This window comes from Salipaludibacillus neizhouensis (assembly GCF_002886185.1).
GTDB classification, from domain to species: domain Bacteria; phylum Bacillota; class Bacilli; order Bacillales; family Salisediminibacteriaceae; genus Salipaludibacillus; species Salipaludibacillus neizhouensis.
This window is the reverse complement of sequence record NZ_KZ614146.1, coordinates 3,380,721-3,396,959: the sequence shown is the minus strand read 5'-3', so window position 1 is coordinate 3,396,959 and position 16,239 is coordinate 3,380,721. Positions and strand designations below refer to the sequence as shown.

General features: G+C 39.3%; 17 protein-coding genes and 1 riboswitch. Of the genes, 9 read left to right on the top strand and 8 right to left on the bottom strand.

The window, feature by feature from the left end:
* Positions 1–100: 100 nt before the first annotated feature.
* The gene (locus tag CEF18_RS15960) at positions 101–409 is read right to left on the bottom strand and encodes a hypothetical protein (protein WP_110937380.1); all 309 of its coding nucleotides are present in this window, start codon (positions 407–409) and stop codon (positions 101–103) included.
* A gap of 155 nt (positions 410–564) precedes the next feature.
* Here CEF18_RS15960 and CEF18_RS15955 point away from each other — a divergent pair, with 155 nt between their 5' ends.
* Positions 565–2,049, top strand: coding sequence for an amidase (locus CEF18_RS15955; protein WP_110937379.1), 1,485 nt, complete (start codon positions 565–567; stop codon positions 2,047–2,049).
* 51 nt (positions 2,050–2,100) lie between these two features.
* Here the strand turns inward: CEF18_RS15955 and CEF18_RS15950 are convergent, their stop codons facing one another.
* A complete protein-coding gene (locus tag CEF18_RS15950) occupies positions 2,101–2,304 on the bottom strand; it encodes a CsbD family protein (RefSeq protein WP_110937378.1) in 204 nt (67 codons plus the stop codon).
* A 227-nt stretch (positions 2,305–2,531) separates the two neighbouring features.
* Here CEF18_RS15950 and CEF18_RS15945 point away from each other — a divergent pair, with 227 nt between their 5' ends.
* The 6 genes from CEF18_RS15945 (at position 2,532) to CEF18_RS15925 (ending at position 8,495) form a co-directional block, all read left to right on the top strand.
* A complete protein-coding gene (locus tag CEF18_RS15945) occupies positions 2,532–3,092 on the top strand; it encodes an RNA polymerase sigma factor (RefSeq protein ID WP_110937377.1) in 561 nt (186 codons plus the stop codon).
* On the top strand, positions 3,089–3,931 hold the full coding sequence (locus CEF18_RS15940) for an anti-sigma factor (RefSeq protein ID WP_110937376.1): 843 nt from the start codon (positions 3,089–3,091) through the stop codon (positions 3,929–3,931). Before CEF18_RS15945 ends, CEF18_RS15940 begins: the two co-directional genes overlap by 4 nt.
* A 375-nt stretch (positions 3,932–4,306) precedes the next feature.
* Positions 4,307–4,429 carry a hypothetical protein gene (locus tag CEF18_RS26875; protein WP_259457913.1) on the top strand — a complete coding sequence of 41 codons (123 nt, stop codon included), beginning with the start codon at positions 4,307–4,309 and terminating at the stop codon, positions 4,427–4,429.
* 137 nt (positions 4,430–4,566) lie between these two features.
* Entirely contained in the window at positions 4,567–5,946 is a 1,380-nt protein-coding gene (locus CEF18_RS15935; protein ID WP_110937375.1) for a copper amine oxidase, read from the top strand.
* 32 nt (positions 5,947–5,978) lie between these two features.
* On the top strand, positions 5,979–6,692 hold the full coding sequence (locus CEF18_RS15930; protein ID WP_183041066.1) for a class F sortase: 714 nt from the start codon (positions 5,979–5,981) through the stop codon (positions 6,690–6,692).
* 285 nt (positions 6,693–6,977) lie between these two features.
* On the top strand, positions 6,978–8,495 hold the full coding sequence (locus tag CEF18_RS15925) for a sensor domain-containing diguanylate cyclase (RefSeq protein ID WP_110937373.1): 1,518 nt from the start codon (positions 6,978–6,980) through the stop codon (positions 8,493–8,495).
* 249 nt (positions 8,496–8,744) lie between these two features.
* Here CEF18_RS15925 and CEF18_RS15920 read toward each other — a convergent pair whose 3' ends face one another.
* The 6 genes from CEF18_RS15920 to CEF18_RS15895 form a co-directional block, all read right to left on the bottom strand.
* Positions 8,745–9,764: a MoeB/ThiF family adenylyltransferase gene (locus CEF18_RS15920; RefSeq protein WP_110937372.1), complete on the bottom strand. Its 1,020-nt coding sequence runs from the start codon at positions 9,762–9,764 to the stop codon at positions 8,745–8,747.
* A gap of 1 nt (position 9,765) precedes the next feature.
* Positions 9,766–9,969, bottom strand: coding sequence for a sulfur carrier protein ThiS (gene thiS, locus CEF18_RS15915; protein ID WP_110937371.1), 204 nt, complete (start codon positions 9,967–9,969; stop codon positions 9,766–9,768).
* On the bottom strand, positions 9,938–10,609 hold the full coding sequence (gene tenI, locus CEF18_RS15910; RefSeq protein ID WP_110937370.1) for a thiazole tautomerase TenI: 672 nt from the start codon (positions 10,607–10,609) through the stop codon (positions 9,938–9,940). The genes thiS and tenI overlap by 32 nt, the downstream gene beginning before the upstream one ends.
* An 18-nt stretch (positions 10,610–10,627) precedes the next feature.
* Positions 10,628–11,734 carry a 2-iminoacetate synthase ThiH gene (gene thiH, locus CEF18_RS15905; RefSeq protein ID WP_110937369.1) on the bottom strand — a complete coding sequence of 369 codons (1,107 nt, stop codon included), beginning with the start codon at positions 11,732–11,734 and terminating at the stop codon, positions 10,628–10,630.
* A 227-nt stretch (positions 11,735–11,961) separates the two neighbouring features.
* Complete coding sequence (locus CEF18_RS15900) at positions 11,962–12,729, bottom strand: thiazole synthase (protein ID WP_110937368.1); 768 nt, start codon at positions 12,727–12,729, stop codon at positions 11,962–11,964.
* A 122-nt stretch (positions 12,730–12,851) separates the two neighbouring features.
* A riboswitch (TPP riboswitch) is annotated at positions 12,852–12,959 on the bottom strand.
* Positions 12,960–13,075: 116 nt separating this feature from the next.
* Positions 13,076–13,921 carry an SDR family oxidoreductase gene (locus CEF18_RS15895; RefSeq protein ID WP_110937367.1) on the bottom strand — a complete coding sequence of 282 codons (846 nt, stop codon included), beginning with the start codon at positions 13,919–13,921 and terminating at the stop codon, positions 13,076–13,078.
* A 229-nt stretch (positions 13,922–14,150) separates the two neighbouring features.
* Here CEF18_RS15895 and CEF18_RS15890 point away from each other — a divergent pair, with 229 nt between their 5' ends.
* The gene (locus CEF18_RS15890) at positions 14,151–15,389 is read left to right on the top strand and encodes an arginine deiminase (protein WP_110937366.1); all 1,239 of its coding nucleotides are present in this window, start codon (positions 14,151–14,153) and stop codon (positions 15,387–15,389) included.
* Between the two features lie 65 nt (positions 15,390–15,454).
* Complete coding sequence (locus tag CEF18_RS15885) at positions 15,455–15,676, top strand: hypothetical protein (protein WP_110937365.1); 222 nt, start codon at positions 15,455–15,457, stop codon at positions 15,674–15,676.
* The last annotated feature ends 563 nt before the right edge of the window (positions 15,677–16,239 follow it).

The window sequence follows — 16,239 nt, the reverse complement described above, 5'->3', positions numbered from 1 at the left end:
TTGCTAATCCCGCAGGAGTAGCCGACTTCGCTACTTCGAGCTTTTAAAAATTCATGGTTAAGAAAGCAGTAGCTTTTGTTTTAAGACGCACGCGTTTTTCTTACGATGACTTTTTCTGTTTATATTTTTTGTATTTTGCGAATATCCGAGAATCATGATTAGGGTGATTTGCCCGCATGAAATCTTCAAAAGGTTCGCCATATTTATCAATGAGTTTTTTGGTGCCGAATGGTTTACCGAATAGTTTCCCTAAATAGTATTCCCACTCATCCAGGTCTCTGTTACTATGTTCATTTATTTGTTGTCGGTGTGTGAGCTCTTCTAACTGAACTTTGCTAATACCGATATTCATATAATAAACGCCTAACAAGATGGCAATAATGACAATGATTGAAATTAAATATATCAATGGTAATTCTCCTTTTTTGATAAAGTAAGTAATCAAAGTGAAAGATTGGCGTGCAGTTTTTCACCAGTACCTCTTAAAATAGTATATCATCTATCAAAGAGGACAAGTGAGAGTTCAGAGTCAATAAATGATATAGTATTACTAGAGGTGATACGATGAACACACAATCATTCCGTCGATTAGATGCGACTGATTTAGCAGAGTTGATTCAGAAAAAAGAAGTTACAGCAGTTGAATTATTGGACCTTAGTTTTCAAGTGGCTAAAGAGTTAAATCCTCCTCTGAATGCTATTATACATATGCGAAAAAAAGCCGTTTATGAAGAGGCACAGAAACTAGATCGTTTGAATTTGCCCTTGGCCGGTGTGCCGATACTGTTGAAAAATATTTCCCAAGCAATAAAGGACGAACCGATGACAGCGGGAGCAAAATTACTTAAGGGAAATATAGCGAAACAGACGTCAAATTTTGTATCTAAATTACAGAAGGCAGGATGTCTGATTATTGGTCACACGAATACACCAGAGTTTGGATTAAAAAACATAACAGAACCGGAGCTTCACGGCGTAACCAGAAACCCATCGAACACGGAGTATTCTGCTGGTGGCTCTAGTGGTGGCGCGGCAGCTGCGGTTGCTTCTGGAATAGTCCCCGTTGCAGGAGCAAGTGATGGGGGAGGTTCGATCCGAATTCCTGCCTCGTTTACAAATATTTTCGGTCTTAAACCAACCAGAGGAAGAACACCAGTAGGACCAGGGATTGGTAGACAATGGCAAGGGGCTTCGATAGATTTTGTCGTTAGCCGAACGGTTCGAGATAGTGCGGCTATTCTTGATGAGTTACAGGTTATTCAACCAGAAGCAGCATTTCAAGTCCCATTGTTTGCGGGAAGTTATACAGAACAATTAAAAAGACCTTGGGTAAAACCTCTCCGAATTGGTTTTACAACGGAGTCTCCAGTAGGTACACCGGTATCTGCAGAAGCTTGTAAAGCAGTAAAAAAAACCATGACTTGGTTGGAACAGCAAGGGCATCATGTCGAAGAAAGAAATAATGACGTAGATGGCATTGGGCTTATGAAAAATTATTATTTAATGAATTGTGGCGAAATCTCAGCTATGATTCAATCGATGGAGAAGATGCTAGGCAGGAAAGTCACCCCTGGAGATGTAGAAATTGAAACGTGGTTGCTGCATGAAGCCGGAAAATCTGTATCAGCAACAGAATTCACTGGCAGTCTTGCCTCTTGGGATAGAGCGGCAGCACAGATGGCCAGCTATCATGAGAAGTATGACTTTTTTGTGACTCCTGCGACTGCGTTTTCTGCTCCAAGAATTGGTGAGTTATCCCATTCGACAGCGGAGCAAGAAAGATTACAAGAACAGATGGCTAAACTGGCTGGAGACGTGACAAAGCAGCAGCAATTAATCTATGAAATGTTCCTGCCTAGTTTAACGTATACCCCATTTACGCAATTGGCGAACTTAACAGGACAACCGGCGATGTCTGTCCCCGTTCACATGACTGAAGAGGGTCTTCCGATTGGAGTACAATTCATGGCAACAAAAGGGCGAGAGGATGCATTGTTAAAAATAGCGTGGCAGTTGGAGCAATCAGCTATTTGGGAGGGGAACCGTTAAAAAACGCATCGAATATTTCGATGCGTTTTACGTCCGTCCGTATGGAGAGAATTATCTGTTTTGTTCAGATTCCCAAGTATTCACTTCTTTTTCTGCTTCATCTCTTTCTTTTCCATAACGCTCTTGAATTTTCCCAACAAGCTTATCCCTGTCTCCATCAATAGATTGAAGGTCATCATCCGTAAGCTTTGACCACTTTTTCTTTGATTCACCTTTTAATTGATTCCATTTACCTTTGAAAATATTTTTGTCCATTTTTATCAACTCTCCTTAATTTTAGGATTGTTAAAATCTCTTTCATACTTTATATACTCGTTTTAATGCGATGTTAAACCGGGAAATAAGTTGTATTTTAAGAGTTTTTGACTTTTAAATTAGGGTATAGGTACTTAGTTACATATTAAAGGATAGGTCAATTGGTGATCCAAAGTTGCTTTTATTTCGTTATAAAAGTAGGAAGACTATCCGAGAGGAGATTAAGAGTGGGTGAAAACAAGGACTTAATGTTGTACGAGCGACTGCGCTCCGGTGAAAAAGAAGCGCTTGAATCTCTTTATGACAAATATGAACGTCTTCTCTATTCCTTTTCATACAAGATGGTACATGATTCTCAAGCGGCGGAAGAGATTGTCCAAGAGGTTATGATAAAAGTATGGAAAGGTACAGGTTCATATTCTGATAAAAGTGGTAAATTTTCTTCTTGGTTACTAACTGTTACACGCAATACAGCGATTGACTATATTCGAAAAGAGAAAAAAGTCCGTTCAGAAGAGATTCATCAAGAGGTAGAATTACGGGACCATCAAGCCCCCGTGGAAGACTTAGTGGAATGGAAAGAAAAGGGTGACCGCTTAAAGACGGCCATGCGTACATTAAAAAAAGAACAACAAATAATTATCGATTTGTTTTATTTTAAAGGGTACTCTCAACAAAAAATATCTGAGAGAATTGATATTCCTCTTGGAACGGTAAAAGGGCGAATTAGGTTAGCATTGAAGCACCTGAATGGCCAATTGCATGATGAAAGGAGGGATTTGCAATGACTGAACGCCAATGTGATCAGGTAATCGATTATTTTAACGATCAATTATCAGATGAAGAAAAACGAGAGTTTGAAGATCATTTGCGAAGTTGTAAATCCTGTCAGGAGGAGTTAAATGAATTGCGTGATTTGACAAGCGATTTTCCGTTTCTAACTGAATCAGAGGAGCCACCTCAAGGCATGAAAAAAAGAGTATTAGCTAGTGTTTTTGATGAAAAAAATGAATCAGAAACGATGCAAAATACCACACCAGTTTCACCTGAACGTGAGTCAATAACTGAAAATCATCCCGGAGTATCAAGACGTCGTCGTTCCCCAATTATTTTTGGAACACTTGCTGCAGCACTGTTATTATCGGTAGCGGGAAATGGCTATCTATGGAATGAGGCCAGAGAAACAGAGTCTGAAAAAGACAACATTGCGATGGAAAGAGACATTCTTGAGTCGGATTATAATGAGATATTAGCTCAGATCGAAACCGATGATGAAGAAGGAGTCTATGATGTTATCCAGACTTCCAATCTTTCTTCTATAGATGAGGGAGAAGAATGGCAAGGTAAGGCAAGTATAATTGCTGAAGGTGGCAATATAGACTTGGTCATCCAAGTAGAAGGGCTTCCGCCACTAAACGGAACAGAAACTTTCCAAGCTTGGCTTATTGAAGGAGAAACCCCACTGCCAGCGGGGAATTTCAATATTGATGAGAATGGAAATGGAGCAGTAACGTATCGTATTAGTGACTTGGAAGATTTTCAAATTGATCAAATAGCCATCACATTAGAACCACAACCATACAATGAAACGCCTGAAGGAGATCTAATTCTCGCTTCACCTTTATAAAATACGAAGAGACCCGGAAGATTTCGATCTTTTGGGTCTTTTTTGTGGTGTTTATCGGCCGAGATTACTCGTCGAAGTTGTCGGTAGGTGCTACCGGAGTAGCACCTACAAACGTAGCACGTAGAAAACGAGCGAATGAGTGAGGATGAAGGAGGTAGAAGAGTGGAATTATCGGTAGGTGCTACCGGAGTAGCACCTACAAACGTAGCACGTAGAAAACGGGTGAATGAGTGAGGATGAGGGAGATAGAAGAGGAGGAATATCGGTAGGTGCTCCTGCGGTTACTCGTCGCAGAAAAAATTGCTACCGGGATAGCACCTACAAAAGTAGCACGTAGAAAACGAGCGAATGAGTGAGGATGAGGGAGATTGAAGAGTGAAGTTATCAGCAGCTGCTCCTGCGATTACTTTCGTCGCAGAAAACATTGCTAACGATCTAGCAACTACAAAAACTAACAAAAAAAAACGAAACATTACTAGTTTTATTAAAAATATTTAACCCCATTAAACATTGATATATCAGCGTTCTAGGAAACAACAATAATTTTTTATTGAAAATAGTGATCCATATTGATCTCTCTTCCGTTATCTTGGGTGAAAGCAAATTAAAACAAACTAAAGGGAGAGTGTTTCAACATGAATTGGAAAAGATCATTAGCAGTATTACCATTAGGAGCAGCACTATTAATTCCGGCAAACTCGGTTTTTGGACATGGTCATGACGAAGAGTCAGACATGGAAGAAGGACACGGAGAATATGAGGTAAGGGTTTCTACACCAGCAGCAGATCTTCGAGCAACATTAGACCAATACTTATCTGAGCACGCCTTTTTAGCAGTATTAACGATGCAAAAGGGAATTGAGGGCGCAGAAGATTTTGAAGCAACGGCAGGAGCGTTAAGTAATAATACGGATGATCTGACAGGTGCTATCGCAAGTGTATATGGCGATGAAGCTGGAGAGATGTTCCGTGGAATGTGGGAAGATCACATTGGATATTTCGTTGATTATGTAACAGCAACAGCGGAAGAAGACGAAGCAGGAAGAGAAGCAGCATTAGCCGAGCTAGATAATTATCGCGTAGATTTCTCTGAATTTCTAGAATCAGCTACGGAGGAAAGATTAGAAGCTGGAGCGCTAGCAGAAGGTTTACAAATGCACGTTGATCAGCTAGTTTGGGCTTTTGATAATTATAACGCAGGTGAATTTGGCACTGCATATGACAATGTTAGTGAAGCAATGGAGCACATGTTTGGTGTAGGTAAAGGTCTTTCTACAGCAATCGTAGATCAGTTTGATGAAGATTTCGAAGGTTCACATCCGGATACACCAGCAGCTGACCTTCGCGCTGATTTGAACTTCCTTTTTTCTGAGCACGCAGCACTAGCTGTAGTAACAATGCAAAAAGGGATTGATGGTGCAGAGGATTTTGAGTCAATTGCAGGATCATTGAATGAAAACACAGAAGAATTATCAGCAGCAATCGCTTCCGTTTATGGTGAAGAAGCAGGAGAGGCATTCAATGAGCAGTGGAGCGAGCATATTGGTTATTTCGTTGATTACGTGACGGCAACTGCAGAAGACGATGAAATGGGTAAAGAAGAAGCTTTAGAAAATCTTGATGGCTACAGAGCAACATTCTCAGAGTTTCTTGAAACAGCTACTGAAGAAAGACTAGATGCTACAGAACTTGCTGATGGTCTTCAAATGCACGTCAACCAATTAGTTGGTGCTTTTGATAGCTATGTAGAAGGCGACTATGAAACAACGTATGAAAATGTACGTGAAGCATATGGTCACATGTATGGTGTAGGTGAAGGCGTTTCTGGTGCGATTGTTGACCAGTTCCCTGAAAAGTTTGAGTCAGGTATGCCTAGTGAAATGCCTAAAACAGGTTTAGGTGGAATGAGTGATTCAAATTCTATGTCACCATGGTATTTGTATAGCATCATGACAATTTTACTTGCAGCTGGAGTAGTTATGATTACTCGCAGAAAAACATCAAATCAACAATAATTAGAACGTAATCCTATTCAAAGGTGATGACGATGAAAAAATGCATAGGCTTGATAGTTTTACTACTAGTGTCTTGCGGTACGAATGAAACAGAAGAAACTTCTGAACAGATGATCAATGATTCAACTGATACTGTTTCCAGTGTCCAAAACGATGAATCACTTGATGAGGTTGAGGTGGAAGCGGAAGAAGAGGGGCAGGAAACAGCCTCTTCTGTTCCAGCTTTAAAGATTCCCACAGATAAAACTAAACGAGATGAATCCCAGGTTATGAGTTATGTTAGAGAGGGAATTGAACCAAATAACATTGAAATTCCCACACTTGGCATAGATGCACCCATAGAGGATGTCGGCTTGTTGGATAGCGGACAGATGGATGAACCATCAACTATGGATGGGGTTGCTTGGTATGAAGGTGGCTATTTGCCGGGGGAACAAGGAAGTTCTGTTCTGGCAGGACACGTAGACAGTAAAACAGGGCCAGCTGTATTTTATCAACTTGAGGAGTTAACTCAAGGAGATGAAATCATTGTTACCGATGAACAGGGAGAAGAAAAAATCTTTGTTGTTCAAGAAAGTAAGAGTTATGATCGCAATGAAGCCCCATTACAAAAGATTTTTGGCTATTCCTATCGAAGTCAGTTGAACCTTATTACCTGTACAGGAGAATTTAATTCCAAAGCAGGGACTCATGATGAACGACTTGTCGTTTATACTGTGTTAAAAGATGATTTGAGTGATAGTTAAGCAATAATGATTGCTAATCCACTATGAGAAAACTCTCATAGTGGATTTTTCAATCTGAAAAAAGTAGCAGCTACCTTCACACCGCGCGTAACAAGGGAAACCCATCCTTGTTACTTAAAAAATGGCGGTGGAAGCTGACGCTGTATTTAAGAAAAGACGCTACGCGTTTTTCTTATAAACTAAGTACTTTTTCCTATACTTTTCATAAAAGGGTTTATATTAAAAGTAATTAACAGGTATTGATGATATAATTGGACTATTAACTTGTACAGGAGAAAAAGCGCTATGAAACTAAAAATGAAGGTATTTAACGTCATTTTAATCTGTTTATTGGTATTTTTCATCGTTTTACTTTTTATTATCAAACCGATTTTACTTGAAAGTGCAGCAAAATTAGACGAGCATCGTTTATCTACTAAAATGGATAATGTCCTTGCGTACATAGAAAGTGAAACGGATGACCTTCAAAGGCTTAATAAAGACTGGGCAGTGTGGGATGACACCTACAATTTGCTTTTAGGGGAATACCCTAATTACGAGGAAGTGAATTTACAAAAAGAAACCTTTACGAATAACGAAGTAAACTTAATGATATTCATCAATGAGAACTCAGAAATAATAGAAGAAAAAGCAATGAACTATGATACGGGGATAAATTTAGAGCTTGGTGAGGAATTTGTTGAAAACCTTAGTTTACTAATCGATAAGAAGAGCAACAAAGAAAGAACGTTGTTCGGCGTTACGGAATTTGGTTTAACAATGTTATCTGTCGAAGAAGTTTATCCGAGTAATGGAGAGGGTGATTCAGCTGGATTACTCGTGATGGGGAAATTTTTAGAGGCTGGTTATTTTGATCGGATGCAAAAAGAATTAGCTACTTCTTTTTCATACATCGAAGTTGATGAGGCAGGCAACGATGGTGGCCATGAAATATCAATCACCGATAATACAATGATAAATGGATCAATGTATCTTTTTGATGAATTTAATGAACAAATGCTACGGTTAGATATTCCTATGCAAAGAAGCCACTATATGGAAGAACAATCAAATATGAATATGCTTTTTCTGTCATTTTTCCTAGCTAGTGTCCTGCTAACGATGATCTTATTTTATTTATTAGATCGATTGATTACTTCAAGAGTAACGGGACTGTCAACGGAATTGCGGACTATTCAAGCAACAAAGGATGAAAAGAATGCCAGAGTGGAAGTGGATAAATCAGGTAGCGATGAAATAAGTATGCTGAAACATACGATTAATGACTTACTTCAAACGTTAGATTGTAAAACGGAAGAAGTTAAGAATTTGGCATTTTATGATCAAATGACAGGGTTACCTAACCGGTATTATTTATATCAATACAGCTTTAAAAACAAAGAGCAGCATTCGTTTTATACGATATTTATGGATATTGATGGTTTTAAAAGTGTGAATGATACCTATGGTCATCTAGTAGGAGATAAATTATTAAATAAATTTTCTTTGAGATTAAGAGAATTTATGAAGGATCAAACTGGCTTTGTTTCCAGACTTGGTGGAGATGAATTTATCATTCTGCTGGAAGATATCGATAATGAAAAACTAGAAGAACAGCTTGATAGATTATTAACTTCTCTTAGACGGGAATATAGAATAGATAACACGAGGATTAGCAATTCAACGAGTATGGGTATTAGTCATTATCCCAAAGATGGAGAGAGTCTGGATGAACTTATCCAAATGGCGGATAAGGCGATGTACCAAGCGAAAGAGAATGGAAAAAATAGATGGCGTTATTATAATCCAAAGCCATTTACATAATCCCTCTTATTTTGGAAAAGGAAACTTGAAGAAGGGGAAAGCGTCAGCTTCCACCGCCCCGAGTAGCACCTACGTAGTGCGTGTAGGTGCTACTCGAAAGGAGGGTGGGTTTCCCTTGATACTTGCGGTGTGAAGGTAGCTACCAATTTTATAAATTATCTCTTTAAAAAAAAGCAACTGCAGACAAGGATCGCTTGTAACTGCAGTTGCTTTAAAGCTGTAAATTTAAGTAACTCAGAGTAATTTGAATCACCCAATGATCTGATGATAAATCGTTCTGGCTTCGGAAATGTCACTGGTGCCATGAATAAGTACTCTTCCATCTAAAAAGAATACGAGTCTGTGTTTTTGATGAAAAAAAGTGACTAAGTAAGGATTCGATTCCACTTTTCCTTCAAGATGAGACAACTGTTCTTTTAAAGCTTGTAAATCTCTTGTCATGATATCAGAAGGTCGGATTTGAACAGAATCTCTTCCGCATAACACAGATGATTTCAGTTGTTTCTCGAATGATAAAAATGGATAGGTTGGTTTAGTGCCACATGACAAACAATGCTTGTTTTTCAAGCTGCTCACATCAATCGTCGACTGTTCATTTTTCCAAAGGTCAAAAGAGATTAATCTTTTTCTTAAAGAAGCTTTGTCGTTCACTAAGAGCTTCATAGCTTCCGTTGTTTGGTGAGCCACGACCATTTGAACTGCAGGTGCTATAATTCCGGCTGTATCACAGGTTGCTCCACCGAGTGGAATAGTTTCCATCAGACAATGCAGGCATGGAGTATCTTTAGGAATCACGGTGAAACTTAACCCGTAACTACCAACACAAGCACCATAAATCCAAGGGATATCGTTTTTCTGAGTCAGGTCATTGATGATTAACCGAGTATCAAAGTTATCTGTAGCATCTATTAGAAGATCTATTCCTTTGAGTAAACCTTCGAGCTCTTCTTTTCTAATATCTAAAACATGGGCACGAATGTCAACTTGAGAATTTATCGCTTCAAGACGAGTTTTTGCAGCAACTGCTTTTGGAAGGCGTTCGAAAGCGTCTTGTTCCGAGTAAAGCTGTTGGCGTTGAAGGTTACTTTTTTCTACATAGTCCCTATCCACAATAGTAACTGTACCTACGCCTGCTCTTACAAGATTTTCTGCATTCCCAGTTCCTAGCGCCCCGGCTCCGATGATTAATACATGTTTCTGTTGGAGAAGGTGTTGCCCTTTTTCACCGATAGGCTTAAATAAAGTTTGTCTCGAATAGCGAGTTTCCATGTTATCCACCACCAACGAAGTGGACGAATTCTAGTTGGTCATCGGCTGTAAGAAGGGTCTCACTGTGAGTTGTTTTATCAATGATTACTCCATTCTGTTCGACAATCACAACTTTTTTATCTAATCCATAGTGTGATAGTAAATCTGCGATTGTATGAAGACTTTCTGGAACCTCATCTTTTTTCCCATTCACTTGTATGAACATGCTTGTTACTCCTTTCTTGAAAGATGAAAGATCTTTCGTAAGCTTCTTTATAGGTTCTGGCTGCTTTTTCAGGATTCGAAGCACTAAAAACTCCTGACATCACTGCCATTCCATTTGCTCCGGTTTCCATGATGTCATTAACGTGAGCCGGTTGAATTCCTCCAATGGCAATCACTGGAATAGTCACAGTTTCCACAATATTGCGTAGACCTTGTAAACCGTTTGGTTGTTTTCCTGGTTTAGAGGAACTTTGATAAATATGTCCAAAAAGGAGATAGTCCGCTCCACTTTCTTCAGCCTCTTTAGCTTCTGTGACAGAATGAATGGATTTCCCAATCCTGAGAGAGGGGAATGCTTTTTTTACTGCAGCCACATGGAGACTGTGAAAAGCAAGTTGAACGCCGGCTACTTGCGTAACATGTGCGACATCTGCCCGGTCATTGACAGTAATTTTAGAGCTTGGGATTCCGGCTACTAATAGAAGCTGAATTGTTTCGTATAATTCCGCCGAAGACTTTTGTTTTTCTCGCAATTGAATAAAGTCGACATAAGGAGCAACCAATAATGCTTTTTCAACAAGTGTTTCAATCGAATGATTGCCATCTGAAATAATATGAAAATCAAAGTCTTGATTTGTCATCAAACAACCCCCTTATTTTTAGGACAGGATGTGCCAATCTTTCATTACAGGCTGGTATCCTTTGGCAAGTAACAGTTCTTTGACTTCTTTGACGGAGCGCTCATCGGATATTTCGAATTGACTTTGCGTTGCATCAGGTTCTGTATAACCGCCAACGACAGTAGAAGAGGCCGCAGACATTTTTGTAACACCTAATGGGATAAGTTGGTCACGAAATTCTGGCGTTTCTCTCGTTGAAATGGTGATCCCGGACCGTGGTAAAAATAGTCGTGAAGCAAGCAAGGCTTGAACAAGATTCTTATCTGTCACATCGACTTTAGGTTGGAAGTCACCAGCGTTTGGACGAATTCTAGGGAAAGAGACACCTACTTCTGTTTCTAGATAGTTATCTTGTAAATAAGCTGCATGGAGACCGGTGATGAAGCTTTCTTTTCGCCAATCGTCCAATCCTAGAAGTGCCGCGATATTTACCGAGCGCATTCCGGCAAAGGCGCCTCGCTCAGGCGTATCCAAGCGATATTTAAAGTCTCGCTTCGGACCTTTCGTGTGAATACCAGCATAAATTTCTTCGTTGTAGACTTCTTGATAGACGGTTAGTCCGTCGATACCGTGGTCGACTAATTCTTGATACTCCTCTGTATCCAACGGTTGAATCTCTAAACCAATTGAAGAGAAGTATTTTTTCAGTACTTTCAAGCTTTCCTTTAAATAGGCATTGGATGAATGCATTCTCGATTCACCGGATAAAAGTATGATGTGTTTTATTCCCATGTCTGCAATAATTTTTGCTTCCTGCTCAATTTCTTCCATAGACAGGCGTCTTCTAGGGAAATCATTATCGACACTAAAACTACAATATTTACATGTGTTAACACAGTAATCAGATAAATATAATGGAAGAAACAACTGCATGGTTTTGCCGAAATGCTGTGTTGTTATTTCATGGGATTTTTGTGCCATTTCCTCTAAATAATTTTCTGCTGCAGGGGATAAAAGTGTCATGAAATCTTGTTCGGATAATCGGTCTTTTTTCAATACCTTCTCAACATCACGGTTTGTGACGTTTTCAAAAAGCTCATCGAAAGAAAGTGTATTAATCTCTTTTAATTTCGTGTAAAAACTCATTAAATCACCTTTTCATTGAATATATTTTAGGATCGGACAGGTTCTAGAAACGGTATGCGTTTTTCTTACAAGATAAGAATTTGTAAGTTGACAGCTATCTTTACGCCACAAGCATCAATGGAAGTTCGCCTCCTATCGAGTAGCACCTACACGTACTACGTAGGTGCTACTCGGGGTGGCTTTAAAGATCACGCTGTATTTAAAAAAAGACGGCTATGCCGTTTTTCTTAACCTAGAAATCCTGTTAATGGCGAAGAGGCATGGGCTTTCTTTGAAATAGGTCCGAGTCCTGAAAGATAACCTAGACGGCCGGATCGAACAGCTAAGTTAAAAGCATGTGCCATATTAATAGGGTCATCAGCTGTAGCAATTGCAGTATTTACAAGCACGGCATCAGCACCCATTTCCATTGCTTCCGCAGCTTCTGAAGGTTTGCCAATCCCAGCATCGACGACAATAGGAACCTTGATTTCATCGATCATGATCTGTATCATTTCCTTCATTCGAATTCCTTTGTTTGAACCGATAGGCGCGCCTAGTGGCATAATGGCAGATGCTCCTGCTTGCTCCATTTGCTTTGCGGCCATTAAATCCGGACTCATATACGGTAAAACAATAAAGCCTTCCTTTGCTAAAACCTCGGTTGCTTTCACTGTTTCTTGGTTATCAGGCAGTAAATATTTACTGTCAGAAATCACTTCAATTTTAATCCAATTACCCATTCCACTCGCTTTCGCAAGTCGGGCAATGCGTATCGCTTCATCCGCGGTTCTTGCCCCAGATGTGTTTGGCATTAATGTAACGTGATCTGGTATATCATTCACAATATTATCTGCTTCAGAATCCATATCAACACGTCGCAATGCAACGGTCACTACTTGTGATTCAGACGTTGTGATAGCTTCTTTCATCTGATGATGATCGGCATATTTCCCTGTGCCTATAAATAAACGACTTGATAATTCTACTCCACCAATAACTAACGAATCTTTCATTTTTCATTCCTCCAATGTTGAAATAAAAAGATAGACAAGAACTTAATAGTACAGGGGTATGATAACGCAAAAAAGCCCGCCAACAAGGGCGGGCATAATAAACATATAATAGAAGATTCTACTTTAGTTCATCTATGCTTCCCTACGTTGGTATTAACCAATTCAGGTTCAAAGGGTCGGCGGTTGTTCCTCTCAGCCATCACATCACGGTGGCTCCCCTAGCAATTACTTATTAAGTTCTTATATTTACCATAACATAGATTAGTAAGCGGTTACTACATATTTTAAAAATACACATTGATAATTCAGATAGTTCCACGCCGTTCAGTCGTCGTTCAATCGTCGTTCAATGAAAACCAACTTCATTTTCACTCCATTTCCAAAATGCTGTTGCCAAAGTTTTATCTTGTGCGGTTTCCGAGACGGAGATCTTTTTCTTATGTTCGAAGTATTCTCCGGTAATTCCCTTGATTTCAGGGCTTGTTGCTAGGTAGATTGCAGTCCGGGCTCCCTCAGCAGGTGTTTGGAAAAATGGTTTTAACAGTTTATGAACGGTTTTTCCGAAGTCCGTTTTTCTGTCGACTCCGAGGCTCGTCGCAACGGCACCTGGATGTACTGCATTAACCGTGACATTTGTGTCTTTTAATTGACTGGCCAGTTCTTTTGTAAAAAGAATATTTGCTAGTTTGGAACGTCCGTATCCTTTGATAACATTATATTTTTCATTGGTGAAATAAGGATCATTCAAATCAAATTTACCCCACTTGTGGGCTCCGGAAGACAATACGATAATGCGACCATCCGGTGACTCTTTGATCATGTCCAACAGTTCGTTTGTCAGAAGAAAATGGCCTAAGTGATTGACCCCTAACTGTAATTCAAAACCATCCTCTGTTAATTGCTTTTTTAACGAAACAACACCGGCATTATTAATGAGGATGTCAAGATAGTCAAAGGTTTCTCGGAACAGTTGTGCAAACGACCGAACACTCTTTAAGGAACCTAAATCACAAATCATCAATGAAATGTAGTTGGAACCACTTTGCTCGATTGCTGTCGACAGTGCTTTCCTTCCTTTTTCGGGGTTCCTGCATACCATAACAACTTGTATCCCTTTCTTAGCTAATTCAATAGACGTCGCCAATCCCATGCCGGTGTTGGCACCGGTGATGATTGCCAGCTTTTTTTTCATGATCTATACCTCCGTCGTTATAAATTCTCACATTCATGCGCTTAGTAAAACTATTTAATGTTATTCTTATTATAAGTCTAACAGCATGAAATTAGCTTCAAAAAACTAGAGTTAAAAGTGAATCTATTACTATTATGAAGATGAAGCTTTTTTTTGCGATTTGATAAAATAGAGATAGGGTAAATAGATAGAAATAGACAACTGGTTTTAGCTAAAGGAGAGGAAAACGATGCAGTCACCACTTAATATCTATTCAGAAATCGGCACACTTGAGAAGGTAATGGTACATAGACCAGGTAAAGAAATTGAGAATTTGTTCCCAGAGTTTATGAAGGAATTTCTTTTTGATGATATCCCTAATCTGCGCTTGGCTCAAAAGGAGCATGATAAATTTGTAGAAGTTCTCTCATCCAGGGGGGCAGAAGTACTTTATGTAACAGACCTTGCTTCTGCTGCCCTTACGGAAAAGAAAGTTAGAGCGGATTTTATCGATGAGTTTTTGACTCTTCCAAAACAGCTGCATCGAGATGAAGAAAGTGTTTATATAAGTTTAAAAGAATACTTGCTTTCCAAAAGTCCAACGGAGCTTGTTGAAACATTGATTCGAGGTATCCGTAAAGAAGAAGTTTTTGTAGAAAAACGGCACAAGCTTGCTGGAATGCTGGACCACCCGTATCCGTTTTATTTAGATCCCTTGGTTAACATGTATTTCACAAGAGACCCGTATAATGTCATTGGAAATGGGATTTCATTAAATCCGATGAATCAAACGGCGAGGAAAAATGAAACCATTTTTATGAAATACATTATGAATCACCATCCTGAATTTAAAGATGCTGACACACCGATCATCTATGATAAATCGAATAACTTCTCGATAGAAGGTGGAGATCAGCTTATCCTAACACCAGAGGTCATGGCTATCGGTATAAGTTCCAGAACAAGTCCTCACGCGATCGAAGTGTTATTCAAAAAACTTCTGTCCGTTAATAAAAGCATAAAAAAAATTGTTGCGATCCAAATCCCGGAAGAACGTGCATTCATGCACTTGGACACCGTATTTACCCAAGTAGACACGAATAAATTCACGGTCCATCCGGCGGTGATAAAAATTGCGGATGAAATGAATTTATTTGTGATGGAAACAGATGAGAACGGCGAAATTATCGTTGAAAAACGGACTAATTTGGTTGAAACTCTGAAAGAAGTTTTGGAATTAGATGATATTATTCTTATCCCAATCGGAAATGGGCACGTGATTGAAGCAGCGAGGGAACAATGGAATGATGGAAGTAATACATTAGCGTTGGCCCCTGGTGTAGTTGTGACTTATGATCGTAATTACATCACCAATGAAACGCTGCGTTCACACGGAGTAGAAGTTCTTGAGGTACCAAGCTCGGAGTTGTCGAGAGGAAGAGGCGGTCCCAGGTGCATGACAATGCCGATTTCGAGGCGCAGAGTATAGAGTGAAAACATAGGAAACTCGTTAAATAGTGGAATCCTCTCTTTTATAAAGAGGGGGTTCTTGTTTTGTATGCTGGGTTGATTTTTCGGGGAGGGGTAGGTGCTACCGGTGTAGCACCTACAAAAGTAGGTAGAAAACGAGAGCATGAGCGAGTAAATGAAAGAAAAAATAGTCGGTTTTCGATAGGTGCTACCAACTTTTGGGCAACAACAATGGACTATGGTGTGTATGGATACGGAATGTTTTTACTTATCGCAAATCTCGTGGCATGGCGGAAGGTGATCTAAAGAGCGATGTTTGTCTGTATTAAAACGATGATATTCAGGGTATATACTATAGTGATGGGTTGAATAAAAACCTTTACTCTTAAGAGATAGCGGCAGAAGATGACGCGCTGCATTTAATTTAAAAGTTAGGACGTTTTTATTATGAGAGGATGGACTATGGATAATGTTGTTTAATATGATTTATTGGCCAGCAATCCTGAGCCTTGTTTTAGTAATTGGATTTCTGATTATAGGTGTTTCGTTTTTAATATGGAGAAGTCAGCGATAGCAGTAAAAATATTTTAATTTGTAAAACCTAAAACTGTCGTGAGCTTATGCTTACGGCAGTTTTTTAGCGCCAAATGAGCATTTTAGGCCTGAAAGATGCGCAGATAAGAGGAAGAAACGAGCTACTTAGAAAAAAAGCGGACTTGAGCCAGACAGAATGCGAAAGTAGAGTAAAAATGCTCCTATCATGAGCGAGAAAAGTTCCTTAAATTGAAGGAATAACTAAAGCTAGGTAATTGTGGAAAATCAACGAAAAATCTAGTTTTCATGTTATTATTAGATTTAGAGATTTGTGT